The organism is Neptunomonas sp. ABH4_499, from assembly GCF_056160565.1.
In genome coordinates this window covers 1-19,325 of sequence record NZ_JBSWXK010000024.1, presented here as the reverse complement: position 1 = coordinate 19,325, position 19,325 = coordinate 1, and the positions used below count along the sequence as shown (strand labels likewise).

Sequence of the window (19,325 nt, the reverse complement as noted above, 5' to 3'; positions counted from 1 at the left end):
TAGCGTCACAAAACTGACGTATTCTTGCGCACACTTAAAATTGTCGAACCTTTGGTCCTCCTCATGAGCAACGAAAACACCAATACGCCTCCTTCGATCAGTTTCGATACGCCGGCGCTCAAAAGACGCCGTAAATCACGCGCGTTAAAAGACAAACTGGCCGGTGTAGGTATCGCATTCGGTGGTATCAGCGTGATCATCGCGATCTTGCTGATCTTCTTTTACCTTCTTTATGAAGTAGCGCCTCTGTTCCGCTCCGCCCATATGGCGCCGTGGCAACAGAACGGTCAGGAAGTAGAAGCCTACGCCCTACCAGGCCAAGGCCAGACCCTGTATCTGGCGATGGAAGAACAAGCCGAGATCGGCCTTCGTGTCACCGATCAAAACCAAGCGATCTTCTTTAGCACCCTAAACGGTCAGCAGATCGATACGGTTGATCTGCCCGTGCCAGAAGGTGCGAAAGTCACCAGCACCGCGGTTATCTCTGAACCAAATCGCTTATTTGCGTTGGGTCTGGATAACGGTGCGGCGGTTGTGATCAAGCACGAGTATCGCTCGACCTACCCGGATGGCGTGCGTGTGATCACGCCAAGCATCGAGTACCCATTGGGTGAAGAGCCGGTACAGATCTCGGATCGTCCATTAACTCAATTGTCGATCACCTTCTCTGGCGACAGTTGGAACATGGTCGGCGGTGACGAGAACGGTCTTAACCAAGTACTGGTGTCACTTGATGAGAACATGATCACCGGTGAAGTTGAGGTAGAGACCGAGACTCAAGCACTGCCAACGTTCAGCATCAAAGCGCAAGACATTCAGTTATTCCCGGATGATCGTTGGTTGATGCTGGCCGGCAAGCACAAGGTTGTCGTAGTCGACTTAAAAGCCGAAGATGGCCCTGAAACCAGCGAAATTGTTGAAGCGACCAAAGCCAACATCACTACATTCCAACTATTATTGGGTGGCAACTCACTGCTGATCGGTGATGACAAAGGTAAAGTGTCTCAGTGGTTCTTGGTGCGTGATGGCAACAACGACTGGCACCTGACTAAGATTCGTGAATTCAATGTCGGCAGTTCGGCTGTGACGGACCTGACCATCGAACAGCGTCGTAAAGGCTTTGCAGTCATGAACGCTGATGGTGAGTTGTCCCTGATCAACACCACCGCCGAGCGTACCGCGCTGACCGAACAAGTCGCATCTGGCACGATTCACACACTGGCGTACGCGCCGCGCTCAAACGCGATGCTGATCGAAAAAGACGGTCAAATCCGCTTTTGGCAGATCGAAAACGAACACCCAGACATCTCTTGGTCCGCGCTGTGGAGCGAGGTGTGGTACGAAGGCTATGAGGAGCCTGCGTACATCTGGCAATCGTCTGCTGCCAACAACGACTTTGAGCCAAAATACAGCTTGATGCCATTGGCCTTCGGTACGCTGAAAGCCGCATTCTATGCCATGTTGCTCGGTACGCCATTGGCGATCTGTGGTGCGATCTACACCGCTTACTTCATGGTGCCTGCGATGCGTCGTAAGGTGAAACCGTTTATCGAACTGATGGAAGCACTGCCAACCGTTATTCTTGGTTTCTTGGCGGGCCTTTGGTTAGCACCGTTTATGGAGATCCACCTCGCCGGTATCTTCGTCACCTTAATGATCGTGCCGATCGCGATCGTGGTGTTTGGCTTTACCTGGGCACAAGTACCCAACAAGATTCGCTTCCTGATTCCAGAAGGATGGGATGCAGCACTCTTGGTGCCTGTGATCATCATCTCAACCATGGTGGCCCTGTCGATTGCGCCGTCGGTTGAAGGGGTGTTCTTCGGTGGTGATATGCGCACTTGGTTAACCAACGAAGCGGGTATCCCATTTGACCAGCGTAACGCCTTGGTAGTCGGTATCGCGATGGGCTTTGCAGTCATCCCAACCATCTTCTCGATCACCGAAGATGCGATCTTTGCGGTGCCAAAACACCTAAGCTACGGTTCACTCGCACTGGGTGCGACGCCTTGGCAAACCCTGACACGCGTTATCCTGCCAACAGCAAGCCCAGGTATCTTCTCGGCGCTGATGATCGGTATGGGTCGTGCGGTAGGTGAAACCATGATCGTACTGATGGCCACCGGTAACACGCCGATTATGGACATCAATATCTTTGAAGGTATGCGTACCTTGGCAGCCAACATTGCGGTTGAGATGCCAGAGTCCGAAGTGGGCAGTACCCATTTCCGTATTCTGTTCTTGGCGGCGTTTGTGCTGTTCCTGTTTACCTTTGTCGTCAACACGTTGGCCGAAGTGGTTCGTCAGCGTTTGCGTAAGAAATACGGCTCGCTTTAATCGGGTCCTGAGGAAGTTTAGTAATGAGAATATCATTAACAGAATGGACAAAATCCGGCTCCCCATGGATCTGGCTGAATGCTGGGGCCGTTGCAATCAGCATCATTATGGTCGTCGGTTTGTTGGGCCTGATCGCGGTGCGCGGTTTGGGTCACTTTTGGCCGGCGGATGTGATTCAAGCCAATCACGTACACGATGGTCAATCAACGCCGATCATCGGTGAAGTGGTCGAAATTGAAGATGTCCCAGCCGAGCAGCTGCGTGGCGCAGGCGTCGATGTGCCGGAAGGCGTACCGACCATGCGTCGTGATCTTCTGAAAATCGGTAACCGTGATGTCGGTGGTTTGGACTTCACTTGGGTGCTGGATGACTACCTGAAAGATCGCAGCAAGCCTGAAATGATCTTCACCGCTGAGCGTGAAGAGTGGGGTAACTTCTACGGCTACCTGCGTTCTGTTAAAGAAGGCGATACAGTCGTTGGCGAGTACACAGGTTACGATAAAACCGACGAGTACATCGCCCTGTGGGACGAATTCCAAGCGCGTATCGAACGTGCCGAAGATCTGCACGACGAGATCTACACCATCCAAAAGCATGAGATTGGTGCGATCAACTACGAGCTGGAACGTCTGCGTCTGAAGCAGCGCTCTCTGGAACTGAAAGGCGAAACCGATCAAAGCGAATTCGATGCGATCAACAACCGCCGTGACGAGCTCAACAGCGAGTACGAAGCACTGCAAGCGCAACTGGTGGATCTGTACACGCAAATCAACCGCGACAGCATCACGGCCGAGGTCTCTAACGGCCAAACCGTGACCATCGCTGTAGCGAAGATTGTGCGCGCGTTCCGCCCCAACGACATGGGCCTGTTTGAGAAGATCGGCCACTACGGCGCTAAGCTGTGGGAGTTTGTCTCTGACGAGCCTCGCGAAGCGAACACCGAAGGCGGTATCTTCCCAGCCATCTTTGGTACGGTCATGATGGTCATCATCATGTCGGTTCTGGTGACTCCATTTGGTGTGGTCGCAGCGGTTTACTTGCGTGAATACGCCAAGCAAGGCTTTGTTACCCGTCTGATCCGCATCGCGGTAAACAACTTGGCCGGTGTACCGTCCATCGTTTACGGTGTGTTTGGTCTGGGCTTCTTTGTCTACTTCTTAGGTGGCAACATCGACCGTCTGTTCTACCCTGAAGCTTTACCATCACCGACCTTTGGTACCGGTGGTTTGATGTGGTCATCCATCACATTGGCCTTGTTAACCGTGCCAGTGGTGATTGTCGCGACCGAGGAAGGCTTATCCCGTATTCCACGTGCGGTACGTGAAGGCTCTTTGGCCCTTGGTGCAACCAAAGCAGAAACCCTATGGAAAGTGGTACTGCCGATGGCAAGCCCAGCGATGATGACCGGTGTGATCCTTGCGATTGCCCGTGCAGCGGGAGAAGTAGCGCCCTTGATGCTGGTGGGTGTGGTTAAGCTGGCGCCGAATCTGCCGCTGGATGGTAACTACCCATTCTTGCACTTGGATCAGAAATTCATGCACTTAGGTTTCCACATCTACGATGTTGGTTTCCAAAGCCCGAACGTTGAGGCCGCACGCCCACTGGTGTACGCAACGGCCTTCTTGCTGGTGGTGGTCATCGCCTTGCTGAACATCAGCGCGGTACAGATCCGTAACCACCTGCGTGAAAAGTATAAATCTCTTGAAATGTAACGCTGTAGAACGAAGCGATTTAAAAAGGTTTGATTAAAATGACGAGTACTATCAAAAGCCATGGCGTCAACATCTCCTCACTGCAGCGTGAAGATCGCCAACTGTCTCTGGAAAACGAAACCATCGCCCTGAAAGTGCGCGACCTGCGCCTTAGCTACGGCGAGAAAGAAGCCCTGCACGGCATCGAAATGGATATCCCGAAAAAGCGTGTTACCGCGTTTATCGGTCCATCCGGTTGTGGTAAATCCACCCTGCTGCGCTGCTTCAACCGCATGAACGACTTGGTGGACAGCTGTAACATCACCGGTCAAATCCTGCTGGACGAGAATAACATCTACGACCGTACGGTCGATGTTGCCGACCTGCGTCGCCGTGTGGGCATGGTGTTCCAAAAGCCAAACCCATTCCCTAAATCGATCTACGAAAACGTGGCGTATGGCCTTCGTATTCAAGGGATCAAGAAAAAGCGAGAAATCGACGAGACCGTTGAATGGGCTCTGCGCTCTGCAGCGCTTTGGGATGAGGTCAAAGACCGCCTGCACGAGAGTGCACTGGGCATGTCCGGTGGTCAGCAGCAGCGTTTGGTGATTGCGCGTACCATCGCGGTTAAGCCCGAAGTCTTGTTGCTTGACGAGCCGGCATCCGCCTTGGACCCGATCTCGACACTGAAAATCGAAGAGCTGATCCACACGCTCAAAGATGACTTCACGATCGTGATCGTAACCCACAACATGCAGCAGGCCGCCCGTGTTTCGGACTATACTGCCTTTATGTACATGGGTGATCTGATCGAATTCGGTGTCACTGACACCTTGTTCACCAACCCTGAGAAGAAGCAAACCGAAGATTACATCACAGGCCGTTACGGTTAACGGTCTGCCCACACTTCGATTGCGTCAGGAAAACGGATTATTAAGGGGTCTATTGTGGAACCAAGCACCGAAAGTTATTCAACACACATCTCCCAGCAGTTCAACGAAGAGCTAGAAAACATTCGTACCGAACTGCTGACCATGGGCGGCATTGTAGAGCGTCAAGTGAGCGAGGCCGTTGAAGCCTTGCTAACAGGCGATGCTGATTTGGCCGAGAAATCACGCCGTAACGACCGTCAGACCAATGATATGGAGCTGATGATCGACGAGCACTGCACCATGATCATCGCACGCCGTCAGCCAGCGGCCAGCGACCTGCGTTTGATTATTGCCATCTCTAAAGCGGTCAACGACCTTGAGCGCATGGGCGATGAAGCCAGCCGTATCTGCCGTCACGCCATCGAACTGGTTGAAGAAGGCGAATCACAGCGCGGTTATCAGGAAGTCCGTCACATCGGCTCTTTGGTGCGCGCGATGGTAAAAGACGTTCTAACCGCGTTTGCCCGTAACGATGCGGAGCTGGCGTACCAAGTGGCTAAGCAAGACAAAGCCGTCGACCAAGAGTACCGCACCGCGATGCGCTCTCTGGTGACCTTTATGATGGAAGACTCACGTGCCATCTCCAGCTGCTTGAACGTGATCTGGGTGCTTCGCAGCCTAGAGCGCATCGGCGACCACGCCCGCAACATGGCCGAGCACCTAATCTACCTGGTCAGCGGCACAGACGTACGTCACACACCTCTTGACGAGATGCGTGAAGTGGCCGGTGCCAAAGACGACGACGCCTAAGCTTGATGATATGAAAAGCGGCCTAAGGGTCGCTTTTTTATTGTCAACTTTTTGATCACACGGCCGTTACATTCCAGACACTTAATAAATCCGTTGTTTGGAGTCACACATGTGTAAGTACGTGGCCTATGCCGATCTTAACTGCCCTTACAGCTATGCGATGTTTCATCGCCTAAAGGCACTGGATGTGCTGGATCGTGTAGAAATCCGCTTGGTCGAACACGCCCAAGACATCGGCCTTTATGGCAATACCCCCGATATCTTGACCGAGCTTGCCAGCGATGTGTTTAAAGTGCGCTCCCAAGCCCCCGAGGTCACTATCGCGCTCCCACCTGAGCGTCCAGATAGCCGATTTGCCAACCTGTGTGCCATTGCTGCCAAGCAGATTGATCAGAGCAAAGCCCGTACGTTTATTGATCTTTTCTACAATGCACTCTGGGTCGAAGGACAAGACATCGCCTCCCCTACTGTGATTTATGAAGCCTTGCAAACCGCTGGATTACCCACCGAGCTGTCCATTGATATGGACACCGAGGATCAACTCGATGACTGGCAAGAAAGTTGGGAGGTCGCAGGCGTAGGCTGTCGCGTCCCCGCTATTGTGGCAGAGGATAAACGCACGCTGGTCGGCTTAGCCACCGAAGAGGAGCTTTCAGCCTTTATGGGTGGGGAGCTGACCGAGCGCGAGTACACCGCGCGCACCTTGTGTAAGTATTCGGATCACCACACGCTGGCGATTTTTGCCCCAAATGGTATAGAACACGTTTGGCAAACCATCGATGGCTTGCGCAAGCAGTACAATATTTTGATGCCCGCCACGCTGAACGATCTTAAAAAGCATCTGTTAGCACAAGAAGAAACGCCGGATCTCTTGTTAATTGATGGCAGTGACAGCGCGATGGAGTCTTTAATGGCCTGCCAAAACTTAATCCAGAAGATCCATAACGCTTTTATTCCGATCGCCATCATTAATGGTGATACCGACGATGCAGCCGAGCTTCAAGCGTATGAGCACGGAGTATCGGACTACATTCCACAACATCGCGCCGTCGGGATAGTCAAAGCCCGCATTAAAATGATGCTAGAGCTTAAACGCTCTCGCGATATTTTAGAGCGCTCAGCACGCATTGACGGCTTAACGGGTGTCAATAATCGACGCGAGTTTGAGAAGGTGCTAGAGATGGAATGGCGCCGTGCCAGCCGTGGTCGCCAGCAGCTTTCATTAATTTTGATCGATGTGGATCACTTTAAAGCCTTTAACGACCACTACGGGCACTTAGCCGGAGACAGCTGTTTGCGCCAAGTGGCCAGCGCAATCCAAGGTGCGTTAAACCGCTCCCACGATGCTGCTTTCCGCTATGGCGGAGAGGAGTTTGTGGTGCTACTCCCAGAAACCGATCGACTCGGTGCCGAAGCGGTTGCCCAGCGCATCCGCACAGACATAATGTCGCTTGGCATCAAACACGAGCGCTCATCCACAGGGTTGGTCGTTACCGCAAGCCAGGGTGTGTGTGCGCTTACTCCGTCTAACAGCCACAGTCCACATGAGTTAGTGGAGAAAGCCGATGCGGCGCTCTACAAAGCCAAAGGCAAGCAACGTAACTGTGTAGTGGCCGCTTAAGCATATTCCCCAAGCGGTGGAAAACGCTCGATCAGCCCCTCTTTTCCCAGAGACTCCATCAGCTCGATGTTGCGCTCTGGGATCGCCTCTGGGTCTTCAACGTGTTTGAGCACCGCGGCCATTTGATCTTCGCGGATGATATGAATCGTTGGAAACGGCGAGCGGTTGGTCCAGTGGGACAGATCATCCGGGTCTGGCCCATCAAACAGGTAGCCTGGGTGGAAGCTCGCTAATTGAAAGGTACCTTCATAACCACCGCGCCCTAATAGCCACTGGCATTCATCAAGCAGCATCAAATACTCATAAAAATCGGCCACTGTATACGGGAAGATCAGTAACGAGGTGGCGATCTCTTTAGGGTCGGCGTCCGCGATGCGCTCTAGCTCCGTCGTAAAAAACTGCACAGCATCCACCATCTCGGTGGCGTCACTCACCGCAAAGCGTAAGCTGTTTTGCCGCACCACAGGCGCAGCAAATGGACACAGGTTTAACCCAACCACCATGGTATCAACCCACTCGCGGGTTAGTTGTTCGGCATATTCAGGTTGGTAGGGCGTCATGCGAGGTCTCGGGCAAAAGGGTAAGGATACGTGCTTTTAACGCGCCTCCCAAGGACTTGTGTCAGTGCAACACCGCGTTGTCGGCTTTCCACTTGGGCAAGGGGTGTTTAGCGCGTACACTAGCGCCATTCGAAATAAGGATGATTGGATTGAACACGCACGACGCCCTTTTGTTATCGCAACGTATTTGGGCACCCGGTCAATGTCACCACTGGAACGATCACACACGTGGCCGCCAAGCGCGCTTGCCACACCAATGGCAGTCGTGGCTCACCGATCGTGGATCATTGACTCAACATCTGGTGTTGGCCAGTGACAGCCGTTTTGAAGTCAAACTCTTAGATTTACGCTGGGGTTACCCAACCGTTGACGAAGCGCGATTGTTGTCGATTCCCGCACGGCAAAAAGCCCTCATCCGCACCGTATCTTTAGAAGGCTGCGAGCAATCTTGGGTTGTGGCGCGCACGATTATTCCGGTTACCACGTTGATCGGCAGCGAGCGTCAGCTGTATGGCATTGGTCAGCGCTCGCTTGGCAGTGTGCTCTTTAAAGACCGCACCATGCGCCGCGGACCACTCCAAACCGCTCGCCTAAAAGAGCGTGAGCATACCTTATGGGCACGTCGCTCGGTGTTTTGTTTATCTGGAAAACCGCTCTTAGTGGCCGAGGTTTTTCTTCCCCCATTGGAGCAGGTAGACTACCAACCGCACCGTTTTTAATCGTTTTCGGATCAGGGAGCAGGCATGGCTGCAACGGACACTTACCCCACCCTTAGCTTAAAAGAACGCTTATCCGTGTACGTGCGCCTGACGCGCTTTGATAAGCCGATTGGCAGCTACCTGCTACTATGGCCAACGCTATGGGCGCTTTGGATCGCCTCTGAGGGGGTACCGAGTGTCTCTTTATTACTGATCTTCGTTGTCGGGGTATTTCTGACCCGCTCCGCAGGCTGTGTGATCAATGATTTTGCGGATCGCCACATCGATGGTCACGTTAAACGCACAGCAGGACGACCGTTAGCGCAAAAGTTAATCAGCTCAAAAGAAGCCTTGGGGCTTTTTGCGGGGTTAATGATCGCGGCGTTTATCTTGGTGCTCTTTACCAACGCGACCACGGTGTTGATGTCCTTTGGGGCGCTCTTTTTAGCTGCGTTATACCCGTTTATGAAGCGCCATACTCATCTGCCCCAAGTGGTCTTAGGGGCTGCCTTTGGCTGGGCCATTCCGATGGCGTTTACCGCCGTTAACGAGACGCTTCCGCTCACTGCCTGGTTGATCTTCCTAGCAAAAATTTTGTGGACCGTGGCTTACGATACCCAATACGCCATGGTGGATCGGGACGATGATCTCAAAATCGGGGTGAAATCCACCGCGATTCTGTTTGGCGAGCAGGATAAGGTCATTATTGGCCTACTGCAGCTGTTGGCGATTGTCCTGTTAGCCTTAGTTGGCGTCTTGGAGTCGCTGGGGTGGATCTACTACGCAAGCTTGTGTGCGGCCATCGGCTTCTTTGTGTATCAGCAAACTCTGATCCGTGATCGGGACCGCGATGCGTGCTTTAAAGCCTTTTTGAACAATCATTGGGCCGAATTAGTGGTTTTTGCCGGAATTGTTTTACACTTTATGACAGTTTGATGTCGATCTGTCATATTTCTGTCACATAAAAAGACTGTAATACTCGCGACTTTTTAGGATCGAACAAAAAGCGTAGAGGCGCCCACATGTCTGCAAGTAAAACCGTGCTGATCGTCGATGACGAAGCACCGATTCGTGAAATGATTGCCGTAGCCTTGGAAATGGCTGGATACGAGTGCATCGAAGCTGAGAATGCGCAGGATGCGCACGCAAAGATCATTGATCGACAGCCGGACATGATCCTGCTGGACTGGATGATGCCCAACGTGAGCGGCATCGAACTGGCCCGCCGTCTACGCAAAGATGAAACCACGGCCGATATCCCGATCATCATGCTGACCGCCAAAGGCGAAGAAGACAGCAAAATTAAAGGTCTGGAAGCGGGTGTGGATGATTACATCACCAAGCCGTTCTCCCCGCGTGAACTGGTGGCGCGCCTTAAGGCCGTTTTGCGCCGCGCGACACCAAAAGGGATCGAAGAGCCCGTCACGGTTGAGGGCCTAACGTTGGACCCTATCTCACACCGTGTGACCGCCGGTGGCAAAGCACTAGAGCTTGGCCCGACCGAATTTCGCTTACTGCAGTTTTTCATGACCCACCAAGACCGAGCTTACTCTCGTGGTCAGCTGCTGGATATGGTGTGGGGCGGAAATGTCTATGTAGAAGAGCGAACCGTTGATGTGCATATCCGTCGCCTTCGAAAAGCACTTGGCAGCGATTATGATCATCTGGTACAAACGGTGCGGGGAACAGGGTACCGTTTCTCAACTCAGGTCGCCTAATCTGCGTTTTTATCCGCAAGTGATCGGGTGACAGCTTTAAGGGCGTCGACCAAACGCCCCGTTCGCCTGAATGATGTGGAGTCACATGCAAAGTTTTCCTAAAGCCGCCATCAGTCAGTTAGTGATGTATGCGGCGATCTTCGGTGTGATCGGTTTGATGTTCGGATCGATCAGTTGGGGCATCGTGATTGGCCTTTTAGTGTGGGCGTTTTTTCAGCTCAAACAGCTGGCCCGCCTTCAAGCTTGGCTGCACAATCATGATCAACCGGTTCCCGAATCCGATCAGGTGTGGGGCGAGTTGTTTGACGACCTACATCGACTCCAAAAGCGCCATCATAAGCGCCGCCTTGAACTCAAAAAAATCATCAATCGCTTTGAGCAATCCTCGGCTGCGCTGCCCGATGGCATCGTCATCATCGATCAAAATCACAACCTCGAGTGGTGGAACCGCGCCGCCGAGCAACTTCTAGGCTTCAAGCACGGCAGTGACCGCGGTATGCCGGTGATGAACTTACTGCGTGATCCGCGCTTTATTCGCTACTATCGAAAACATCAGTACGATGAGCCGATTCAGCTGCCAAGCCCTGTTCAATCGGACACCATTTTACAATATCAAATCATGAAGTTTGGCGATAACGATCGCCTGTTGGTGGTGCGTAACATCACGCGACTGGTCCGCCTAGAACAAACCCGACAGGACTTTGTGGCCAACGCCTCCCACGAGCTGCGTACGCCGCTTACGGTGATCCGCGGGTATCTTGAGACCTTCCAAGATCAACCATTACCCAACGCGATGCAGCGAGCCCTCAAGCAGATGCTGGCCCAATCCAACCGAATGGAAAATCTGGTCTCTGACTTATTACTGCTTTCAAGACTTGAGTCGAGCCAGCAAGTGCACGATGAGCACCCCATTGAGCTGGGTGCGTTGCTCTCGACCATTCACCATGATGCATCGGTGCTCTCACAGGAGCGCGGCCATACCCTGACCTTACAAGCCGACGATGAGTACGATCTGTTAGGCCAACCACAGGAGCTGCACAGCGCCTTCTCGAACCTGGTGTACAACGCGGTGCGTTACACGCCGAATGGTGGTGAGATCCACATACGTTGGTGGGTGGATGGTAAAGGTGGGCATTTCTCGGTGAAGGATAACGGCATCGGGATCGACTCAATCCACATACCTCGCCTAACCGAGCGATTCTATCGGGTGGATGAAGGCCGCTCGACCGCCACAGGCGGCACGGGGCTGGGTCTTGCGATTGTGAAACACGCCCTCTATCGACACGGGGCGCGCCTAGAGATTCACAGCGAATTAGGAAAGGGCAGTACGTTTACCTGCCACTTCCCTAACGAGATGATCTGCAAAACGCAGGCGGCTTAATCGTCGACTGCGATGTGCATGTGCTCTTCCAACCAGTAAAGCGTGGCACCGATGACCGCCGCTGGCATCACAACCAAGTTCAAAATAGGCACTAACGAGCCAATTTGAACAATGCCACCAAAGCTAATCGAGGTTAAACGACGCTCGGCCAACAGCTTGGTCATGCGCTTAAAGGTCACCTTGTTGTTATCCATTGGGTAATCGCAATATTGGATCGACATCATCCAAGCACCGAACAATAACCATAAAAGCGGAGAGATGATGTTCACCACCGGGATAAAGGTGAACGCAAAGATGATCACCGCACGAGGCAAGTAATACATCATTTTCGACAACTCTCGCCCGATTGACTGCGGAATGATTTTAATGATCTCGCCCCAACCTTCATCCGTCACTTTCTCGCCACGGTACAGCTGCTCCACCTTTTCGGACAAAAAGCCATTAAACGGCGCAGCGATCAGGTTCGCCACGATGGAAAACCCGTAGTACACCATCACCAATATGGTTAACGCGAACAAGGGCCACAACAGCCAGTCCAAAAAAGACAGCCACGAAGGCAGGAAGCTCAGCGCGTACGCCACCCAATCATCAAATTGCGAGACCAACAGCCCGATGGCAACCGCAAACAACAAAACATTGACCACCAAAGGCACAATAACAAATCGGCGAAGCCCAGGTTTCGTCAGCAGTCCAAAGCCGCGAAACAGATAACCAACGCCCTTTATGGGGTTCCCTCTCATGACAACTCCTCTCTTGCCTAAGGCCTAACGCCTCAGTACACCACAAATAGGGTGATCCGGATTATGACCGCCATCACCATCATTCCAAGTCCTATGCGATTGACCTTAAACTCTTTTGGGCTAAACAAAATGGTCGGCTGCCAAAACAGCAGAACGGACTTCATGTCTTTTGTGCGGCCAACGTACATCGCCAGCGACACCAAAAACACAATCAGACCACCCCAAAACAGGAAGGGTTCAAGCACGGCAAGATAATACATGGATTTTCCTCGGTTTTTTACTGACCGAGCCTAACAGAATTGCACTCACTTCGCTCTAGCGTTACGCTGCTAAGCCTTACCACTTTGGATGTAGCCCGTTTTTGACTGCACCGGCAATAGGCAGAATCTTATGAAAGCGATTGTACTGAACGAGCTGACCGGCACCGATGCGCTGACACTGACCAACACCAGTGAACCCGAAATGAAAGCCGGTGATGTTCTGATTCGTACCCGAGCCGTTGGCATCAACCCCATTGATGTAAAAACGGCCGCAGGGGGTGGAGCCGCTCCATTTATTGGCGAAGAGCGTCCGTTTATTCCGGGTTGGGAATGCACCGGTACGGTGATCGGTTGCGGCTCGGACGTATCGGGCTTTGCATCAGGGGATCGGGTGGTCGGCTTTTTACACTTCCCAAACCGCGCTGGCTGTTTTGCAGAGCAAGTCAGTGCACCGGCCGATCAGATTGCTCACCTGCCCTCCTCTGTGGATGATCGATGCGCCGCAGGCTTGGCCCTAGCAGGCCTGACCGCGTACCAAGCCCTGTTCGACAAAGGCAACTTGCAGCCCAAACAACGAGTGTTGATCCTCGCCGCTGCTGGCGGTGTTGGGCATTTGGCCGTGCAACTGGCCAAAGCCGAGGGTGCTTATGTGGTCGGAACTGCCTCCCCCAGTAATCACGCTCATCTTCTGAACTTAGGCTGTGATGAAGTGGTGGATTACAAAGACACAGACGCGATCTCGGCCCTGACCGGTTTTGATCTGATTATTGATGGTGTGGGCGGTCAGACGGGCGTTGATGCCGTTAGCGCACTCACATACAGCGGCGTTCTGGTGACGCTTCCAAGTGTCACGAAAGATCAGGTGATCGAAGCGGCAACGGCCGCTGGAAAACGCGCAGAACCGATTCGTGTGGAGCCTTGCGGTAAGCAACTCGCCATCTTGGTGGATCAAGTAACACAAGGAACACTTAAGCTGGACATTGCCGCCCACTACTCGATCGATCAGATCAAAGACGCCTACAACGCCGTGGCCAGCGGCCATACCCGCGGCAAAGTAGTGGTGATGTTTTAGTCGTACGATGTGGCCGCGATAGCATAAAAAAAGGACCTCACTGGAGATCCTTTTTTCGTTCTCAGATTAAAACGCGAGCTAGGCTTTACCTGTAAACGCTTTGACCGTGGTTACCGCACGCTGAAGGAAGGTTGTGCGGTCATCTTTTTCTTCGATCTCAATCGCCATGCCTTTCAAAAGCTCAGCAATCTTGTTCATACGCACACCGTGCTTGGCCTTCCAACTGTCGTAGGCATCATCAAACACGATTGCCGCCGCAGGGCCAATATACTCCGCCAAGAGTTCTTCTAACTGCTTCATCAAGCCTTTCAGTTGGGCTTCCAACGCTGGGTTTTCAGCTGGTTTTTCGGCGGCAACAGGCTCGGCTGCGGGCGCTTGCTCAGGAGCTTCAGTTGGCATAGGTGCGACTTCTAGCACCGGCGGATCAGCCACACTCACTTCGGCGCTCGTCTGCTCTTCACTTTGGAAACGTGGCATCATCGAGCGTACACTGGTGTTGATCAAGGCCATGTTGACCTCTTTGGCGGTCAACAGAATGAGCACCAGCTCGTCGGTGACCTGAAACGCCATCAAGAGGTTTTCATCAAGCTCAAGGATCATCTCGCGATGGTCCATCCCAACACCCGTGACGGCCGCAAAAATCTGGTTCACCACTTGGGAGGCACCACTCATATTTGAGGCCAGCAGCTCAGGGAAGGTGGATGCTACTAAGCCCTCGGCACTGGCCAGACAGCTGTATTGAATCCCCCCGAGTTTCTCGAGATCTTGTAATAGCTTACTCATTGATCATTACCCCCACTGCAACACGTCATCAACTTGCTGCTTTAGGGTACGCACCGATACTCGGTTTGATGACTGCACACCGAGCGTTTGATCACCTTTGAAAAACACCGATAGGTTATCCTCTTTGGTGCTTTTCAGTACCACACTTTGAACCGTGCCAAGGTCTGAGGTTTCCTCAAAGACTTTGACCAGGCCTGCGATAAATCCTACAAAATCATTCACTTCCTGAGACTCTATTGAAGAGGTAACGATCTCTCCCATCTCATCGGTCAGCGCAGCGCCACGCACTCCCTGAAAGTTCATCACATCATCGACGATTGAATCTTTCACGACGACTGTATCCCCTTGGTAAGAATCCACTTCAAAATCCGACTCTTGCGGCTGAACATCCGTCTCTTGCACGATCCTTTCTGAGTCCCTCTCAGCCGCCCGTTCATAGAGTGACGGCCAATCATCAAACGACATCCGCTCTTCCAAAATCCGCTGAACCAGCGGTAAGACGGAACAACCGAGTCGTGCATCGATAAACTCGATGGGGGCATCAATCCCCAACTCGTCCAGCGTTGCTTGGTACTCTTCAAGCTTTGGTTCAGCCCGAAGGTCCGAGCGAGTCACGCCGATAATGACCTGTTTTCTGGCGATTAATTCGCCAAACTCTCGTGCATAATATTTCAGATCCTGCATCGGATAGTTTCGGGTGTTGTCCACCAGAAAAATGATGCCGGCACAGTCCGCCGCCAAGTTGTTCGCAAGCAGATCCCACATGAAGCGGAATCGGGCCTGTCCTGGCGTGCCGTAAAGCAGAATGGTTTCATCTTCACTTACAGGCAAACTTGAGTAATCCATCGCAACCGTGGTTGTCGATTTACGCAATCCTGTAAGGTCACTCGCTACCGCTTCTGTTTCGATGTTCTCATCGTGTTCACTCAACGCCCTGATCGCTGACGTTTTACCCGCTCCTACGGGTCCTATGAACAGGAGCTTTTGGTACTTCATTCGGTAAAATCCACGCTGGGCCCTTGAAGCCTGAGTTGATGCTCTGATTATTATTATTCGAGTCGGTCCTATTTAATGAGGTCATTATCCGAGTAATCCTGTCAGACAGGACCTTTATGAAAAATAGCTTAAAAAGTAACCTTTTGAAAGTTTTTGCCCTTTTCGATTCAACTTTCGTGGGGCATATGAGAACGTCTCTTATTTACTACATAATTGAGAGAGTTGACGCATGATCAGCTTGCGACATCCTTCGCTGCGGATGTCCCGATCGATGCAATACGCTTTGGCCCAGGTTTTGTCATCTTCACTGGGTTTTTCTTGAAAGGCAGGTACCCCGTCACACATCGCAGGGGAGTCGCTGGCGACATTCCAGCAGTGTTTTAGGAAGAGCCCCGCATTCACCGAGCAACCAAACGAGTTACAGCCGTTCAGGTCGGTTAGGGTTTTATCCAGACACGCTTGTTGCGAGTGTGCTTGGCCATATTGAAGGCCTTCTTGGGTGAACTTTTCGCGGTCTTCGGCACGCTCTTGGTTAAAGGTTTCGGTGATCTCATCTTGATGGAACCAAAGGTAAACACCACCACCGATGACGACCAGTAGGAACAGCAACCACAGCTTACGCTTCATTTGGCACTCCGCGGCGATATAAACCCGCCACACACAAGGCTAGACCCGCAACCGCCACCAGCATGCCGCCGTTTACAAGCTCGGGATGACGAATCATAAAGGGAACAAACAGATGAGATTGCTCAAAGTCGCACTGACCAATCCAGTAGTCAAACGAGCCACCGGCACCGATGCACTCATTCACATTGGAGAGCTCGTAGAGGTAGCCTGCCATGATCAGCACAGAGGGGATCACTAAAAGGCATAGGCCCGCTTTAAGCATGATTAGGCGTCGTCGTCTTCACTGATACCGATGTTACTGGCACCTTGGTTGCGTGCGAGTTCACGAAGCGACTGGATAAAGGCTTTATCCAAGACTTTGGCATTTTGGAGTCGCTCGACGACCTCTTCTTGGAACTCGTCTTCGCCGACCATCAGGTCATGACCGTTGATCAGTCGGATGATCTCCTCATCGGACATCTGATCATCGCCCTCGGTGACTTCGATGAACATGGCAACACACTCACGCGATACGTTACCCACCGCAATCGCCTCATCGACGTCCGCTTCAAGTAGGCACACCAGCGTTGAGTACAAGGACACCACCGCATCCAGCGCAGGAGACGCGCCGTACATTTCGAACTCATCCAAGTCAGGCATACTGGCTTCGACTTTATCGAGCTGAACTTCAAAGTTCATTTTTGCGCCACCGGGCACCAGCGACTGCCACACACCATCGATAATGGTGGCCAGTTGATCCGCATCGCCAAATTCAACCAAACGGCTGAAGAGTCGGAAGTTAGGAAACTGTCTCTCCGTTAACGCCACACAGTAAGCCGCCAGCTTAGAGTGATCCAGCGAGCGCAGTTGTGATTCTACAGGCAAACTATCGGTCATGACGTCTATCATCCTTATCCCAGTGACTCCCCTATTGTAAGGTTTTTGGGGGAATTTGCAGCAACCGGACGGGAAAAACCGGTGGTAATACGGATAAATGTCTCTATTTATTATTGATATACTGCCTGCCACACTCTTCCAACTCTAACTTGCAACCTAAAGAGAACAATAATGCAAAGCAATCCATTGAGTCGTCTGGTGCGACTGCTCGATGGCATCAGTGAGTGGACCGGTCGAACCGTTGCCTGGTTAACCCTGCTGATGGTCATCGTGACCTTCGTGGTCGTCGTCATGCGCTATGTTTTTGAAGTGGGTAATATTGCCCTGCAAGAATCCGTGATCTACATGCACAGCTTCGTGTTTTTATTAGGCGCGGCCTACACGCTCAAGCACGATGGGCACGTTCGGGTAGACATTTTCTACCGCCCGGCCAGCGAGCGCACGAAAGCGATCATCAATTTAATCGGTACCCTGTTTTTACTCTTCCCAGTGATTGGGTTCATTGGCTATATCTCATGGGAGTACGTCGCGGCGTCTTGGTCACTCAAAGAGGGCTCCCAAGAGGCGGGCGGCTTGCCGTTTCGTTATCTACTCAAAGCAACCTTGATTGCGATGCCGGTTCTGATGGGGTTGCAAGGTTTGGCCGAAATGGGTCGATCCATTCTGGTCTTGGCCGGACAAGGTCACCTGCTTGAAGAAGACATGACGGAGCACCCACTATGATGGAATACCTATCCCTTCTGCTGTTTGTGGCTGCGGTGTTTGTCCTTTTAATGGGTTACTCCGTCGCGTTCTCGCTAGCGGGCACAGGCTTACTGTTTGCGGGCATCGGCGCAGTGACAGGCCACTTTGATACCGTGTTTTTAGAAGCCATCCCTAACCGATTGTTTGGGGTGATGAACAACGAAGTGCTGATTGCCGTGCCTCTTTTCGTGTTCATGGGCGTCATGCTGGAGAAATCGAAAATCGCCGAAGAGCTGCTCGACACCATGGCCATTTTGTTTGGCCCGATGCGCGGCGGTTTAGGCATTTCGGTCACCATCGTAGGTATGCTGTTGGCCGCCAGTACCGGCATTGTAGGCGCGACGGTTGTGACCATGGGCCTGCTCTCGTTACCGACCATGTTGCGCCGTGGGTATGACCCCAAAGTAGCCACCGGTGTCATTTGCGCCTCCGGCACACTGGGGCAGATTATCCCGCCCTCCATCGTGTTGGTTTTGCTGGGCGATGTTATCAGCTCGGCGTATCAGCAAGCTCAGCTTGACCAAGGGATCTTCTCCCCCGAGACCGTCACCGTTGGGGATTTGTTCCTAGGGGCCTTGGTGCCTGGTCTTTTATTGGTGGGTGCCTACATCCTATATTTGGTGGGTAAGGCGATCTTTTCACCGGCATCGGTGCCGGCCGTCCCCGAAGAGGAACGCGCGGCGGTCACCAACTTAGGCTCGCGCATTCTTAAAGCGCTCGTCCCACCGATTTTATTGATCGGCTTAGTACTGGGTTCCATCTTGGGCGGTTTAGCCACCCCAACGGAAGCAGCGGCAGTGGGCGCGGTTGGTGCAATTGTACTGTCACTGATGAACGGTAACTTCTCGTTCCGCATCCTGTTGGATGTGATGCGTTCCACAACCCAAGTCAGCTCCATGGTGTTCATCATTTTGGTGGGCGCATCGATCTTCTCGCTGGTGTTCCGTGGCTACGGCGGCGATGACTTGGTGCGTGATTTCCTAACTGACCTACCTGGGGGTGTCTGGGGTGCATTGATCATCGTGATGCTGGTGATGTTCTTCTTGGGCTTTTTCCTTGATTTCATCGAGATCACCTTTGTGGTGGTACCGATCGTAGCGCCGATATTGCTTGCGATGGGCTTGGACCCTGTATGGCTTGGCATCATGATCGCCTTGAACCTGCAGACCTCCTTCCTGACGCCTCCGTTTGGCTTTGCGCTCTTCTATTTGCGCGGCGTCGCCCCAGAGAGTGTGTCGACCGGCCAGATCTACAAAGGGGTTATCCCGTTTATCATCATCCAGCTAGCCATGCTCGGCTTGTTAGCCGCATGGCCAAGCCTAGCGACATGGCTTCCTGAGGTAGTGTACGGATAGAAGGCATATACAACCGTGGAAAGTTTATTTTTCACGGTTGTATTAAGATGGTATATTTTTCGCCTACTCTGAAACAAGGAAGGTTATTATGGAGTTGAGGCTGTCGGATAAGTCTTTCAGCCCTCGACCTGCGGTCGAATCCTCAGTTACACTGCTTGAAACAAACTTTACCCCGCATGGTGCA

At 52.5% G+C, this 19,325-nt stretch carries 20 protein-coding genes; 12 read left to right on the top strand and 8 right to left on the bottom strand.

Features of this window, described 5'->3' with window-relative positions; all coding sequences use genetic code 11:
* The first annotated feature begins 63 nt into the window (after positions 1-63).
* From ACXAF9_RS17115 to ACXAF9_RS17095, 5 genes are all read left to right on the top strand, one after another.
* Positions 64-2,337, top strand: a complete 2,274-nt coding sequence (locus tag ACXAF9_RS17115; RefSeq protein ID WP_475076346.1) for an ABC transporter permease subunit — start codon at positions 64-66, stop codon at positions 2,335-2,337.
* A gap of 23 nt (positions 2,338-2,360) precedes the next feature.
* Positions 2,361-4,049, top strand: a complete 1,689-nt coding sequence (gene pstA / locus ACXAF9_RS17110; protein ID WP_475076343.1) for a phosphate ABC transporter permease PstA — start codon at positions 2,361-2,363, stop codon at positions 4,047-4,049.
* Between the two features lie 38 nt (positions 4,050-4,087).
* Entirely contained in the window at positions 4,088-4,921 is an 834-nt protein-coding gene (gene pstB / locus ACXAF9_RS17105; protein WP_475076341.1) for a phosphate ABC transporter ATP-binding protein PstB, read from the top strand.
* Positions 4,922-4,975: 54 nt separating this feature from the next.
* Positions 4,976-5,710: a phosphate signaling complex protein PhoU gene (gene phoU / locus ACXAF9_RS17100; RefSeq protein WP_475076339.1), complete on the top strand. Its 735-nt coding sequence runs from the start codon at positions 4,976-4,978 to the stop codon at positions 5,708-5,710.
* A 109-nt stretch (positions 5,711-5,819) separates the two neighbouring features.
* Positions 5,820-7,331, top strand: coding sequence for a diguanylate cyclase (locus tag ACXAF9_RS17095; RefSeq protein WP_475076337.1), 1,512 nt, complete (start codon positions 5,820-5,822; stop codon positions 7,329-7,331).
* Here ACXAF9_RS17095 and ACXAF9_RS17090 read toward each other — a convergent pair.
* A complete protein-coding gene (locus ACXAF9_RS17090; RefSeq protein WP_475076335.1) occupies positions 7,328-7,891 on the bottom strand; it encodes a DUF1415 domain-containing protein in 564 nt (187 codons plus the stop codon). The two genes, ACXAF9_RS17095 and ACXAF9_RS17090, sit on opposite strands and share 4 nt — an antisense overlap.
* Before the next feature lie 149 nt (positions 7,892-8,040).
* On the opposite strand from ACXAF9_RS17090, the gene ACXAF9_RS17085 reads away from it, so the two are divergent.
* The 4 genes from ACXAF9_RS17085 to phoR all read left to right on the top strand — a co-directional run bounded on the left by ACXAF9_RS17085 (position 8,041) and on the right by phoR (position 11,688).
* Positions 8,041-8,610 (top strand): chorismate--pyruvate lyase family protein, encoded by a 570-nt coding sequence (locus ACXAF9_RS17085; RefSeq protein ID WP_475076333.1) that lies wholly within the window; start codon positions 8,041-8,043, stop codon positions 8,608-8,610.
* A gap of 24 nt (positions 8,611-8,634) precedes the next feature.
* Entirely contained in the window at positions 8,635-9,525 is an 891-nt protein-coding gene (ubiA, locus tag ACXAF9_RS17080) for a 4-hydroxybenzoate octaprenyltransferase (RefSeq protein WP_475076331.1), read from the top strand.
* 86 nt (positions 9,526-9,611) lie between these two features.
* The gene (gene phoB / locus ACXAF9_RS17075; RefSeq protein ID WP_475076329.1) at positions 9,612-10,307 is read left to right on the top strand and encodes a phosphate regulon transcriptional regulator PhoB; all 696 of its coding nucleotides are present in this window, start codon (positions 9,612-9,614) and stop codon (positions 10,305-10,307) included.
* A gap of 85 nt (positions 10,308-10,392) precedes the next feature.
* Complete coding sequence (gene phoR, locus ACXAF9_RS17070; RefSeq protein ID WP_475076327.1) at positions 10,393-11,688, top strand: phosphate regulon sensor histidine kinase PhoR; 1,296 nt, start codon at positions 10,393-10,395, stop codon at positions 11,686-11,688.
* Here the strand turns inward: phoR and cysZ are convergent.
* Positions 11,685-12,428 (bottom strand): sulfate transporter CysZ, encoded by a 744-nt coding sequence (cysZ, locus tag ACXAF9_RS17065; RefSeq protein WP_475076324.1) that lies wholly within the window; start codon positions 12,426-12,428, stop codon positions 11,685-11,687. The genes phoR and cysZ overlap by 4 nt on opposite strands.
* Positions 12,429-12,460: 32 nt before the next feature.
* The gene (locus tag ACXAF9_RS17060) at positions 12,461-12,688 is read right to left on the bottom strand and encodes a hypothetical protein (protein WP_475076319.1); all 228 of its coding nucleotides are present in this window, start codon (positions 12,686-12,688) and stop codon (positions 12,461-12,463) included.
* 130 nt (positions 12,689-12,818) lie between these two features.
* Here ACXAF9_RS17060 and ACXAF9_RS17055 point away from each other — a divergent pair, with 130 nt between their 5' ends.
* Positions 12,819-13,760: an NADP-dependent oxidoreductase gene (locus ACXAF9_RS17055; RefSeq protein ID WP_475076315.1), complete on the top strand. Its 942-nt coding sequence runs from the start codon at positions 12,819-12,821 to the stop codon at positions 13,758-13,760.
* 78 nt (positions 13,761-13,838) lie between these two features.
* On the opposite strand, the gene ACXAF9_RS17050 is transcribed toward ACXAF9_RS17055, so the two are convergent.
* The 5 genes from ACXAF9_RS17050 to ACXAF9_RS17030 all read right to left on the bottom strand — a co-directional run bounded on the left by ACXAF9_RS17050 (position 13,839) and on the right by ACXAF9_RS17030 (position 17,042).
* Complete coding sequence (locus ACXAF9_RS17050; RefSeq protein WP_475076311.1) at positions 13,839-14,543, bottom strand: DUF8082 domain-containing protein; 705 nt, start codon at positions 14,541-14,543, stop codon at positions 13,839-13,841.
* Between the two features lie 6 nt (positions 14,544-14,549).
* A complete protein-coding gene (locus ACXAF9_RS17045; protein WP_475076309.1) occupies positions 14,550-15,539 on the bottom strand; it encodes a GTP-binding protein in 990 nt (329 codons plus the stop codon).
* A gap of 198 nt (positions 15,540-15,737) precedes the next feature.
* A complete protein-coding gene (locus tag ACXAF9_RS17040; protein ID WP_475076307.1) occupies positions 15,738-16,166 on the bottom strand; it encodes a hypothetical protein in 429 nt (142 codons plus the stop codon).
* Positions 16,156-16,428 carry a hypothetical protein gene (locus ACXAF9_RS17035; RefSeq protein ID WP_475076306.1) on the bottom strand — a complete coding sequence of 91 codons (273 nt, stop codon included), beginning with the start codon at positions 16,426-16,428 and terminating at the stop codon, positions 16,156-16,158. The genes ACXAF9_RS17040 and ACXAF9_RS17035 overlap by 11 nt, the downstream gene beginning before the upstream one ends.
* A 2-nt stretch (positions 16,429-16,430) precedes the next feature.
* Complete coding sequence (locus tag ACXAF9_RS17030; RefSeq protein ID WP_475076303.1) at positions 16,431-17,042, bottom strand: YjaG family protein; 612 nt, start codon at positions 17,040-17,042, stop codon at positions 16,431-16,433.
* A 171-nt stretch (positions 17,043-17,213) separates the two neighbouring features.
* Here ACXAF9_RS17030 and ACXAF9_RS17025 point away from each other — a divergent pair, with 171 nt between their 5' ends.
* The gene (locus tag ACXAF9_RS17025) at positions 17,214-17,765 is read left to right on the top strand and encodes a TRAP transporter small permease subunit (RefSeq protein WP_475076301.1); all 552 of its coding nucleotides are present in this window, start codon (positions 17,214-17,216) and stop codon (positions 17,763-17,765) included.
* Entirely contained in the window at positions 17,762-19,141 is a 1,380-nt protein-coding gene (locus ACXAF9_RS17020; protein WP_475076298.1) for a TRAP transporter large permease, read from the top strand. Before ACXAF9_RS17025 ends, ACXAF9_RS17020 begins: the two co-directional genes overlap by 4 nt.
* The last annotated feature ends 184 nt before the right edge of the window (positions 19,142-19,325 follow it).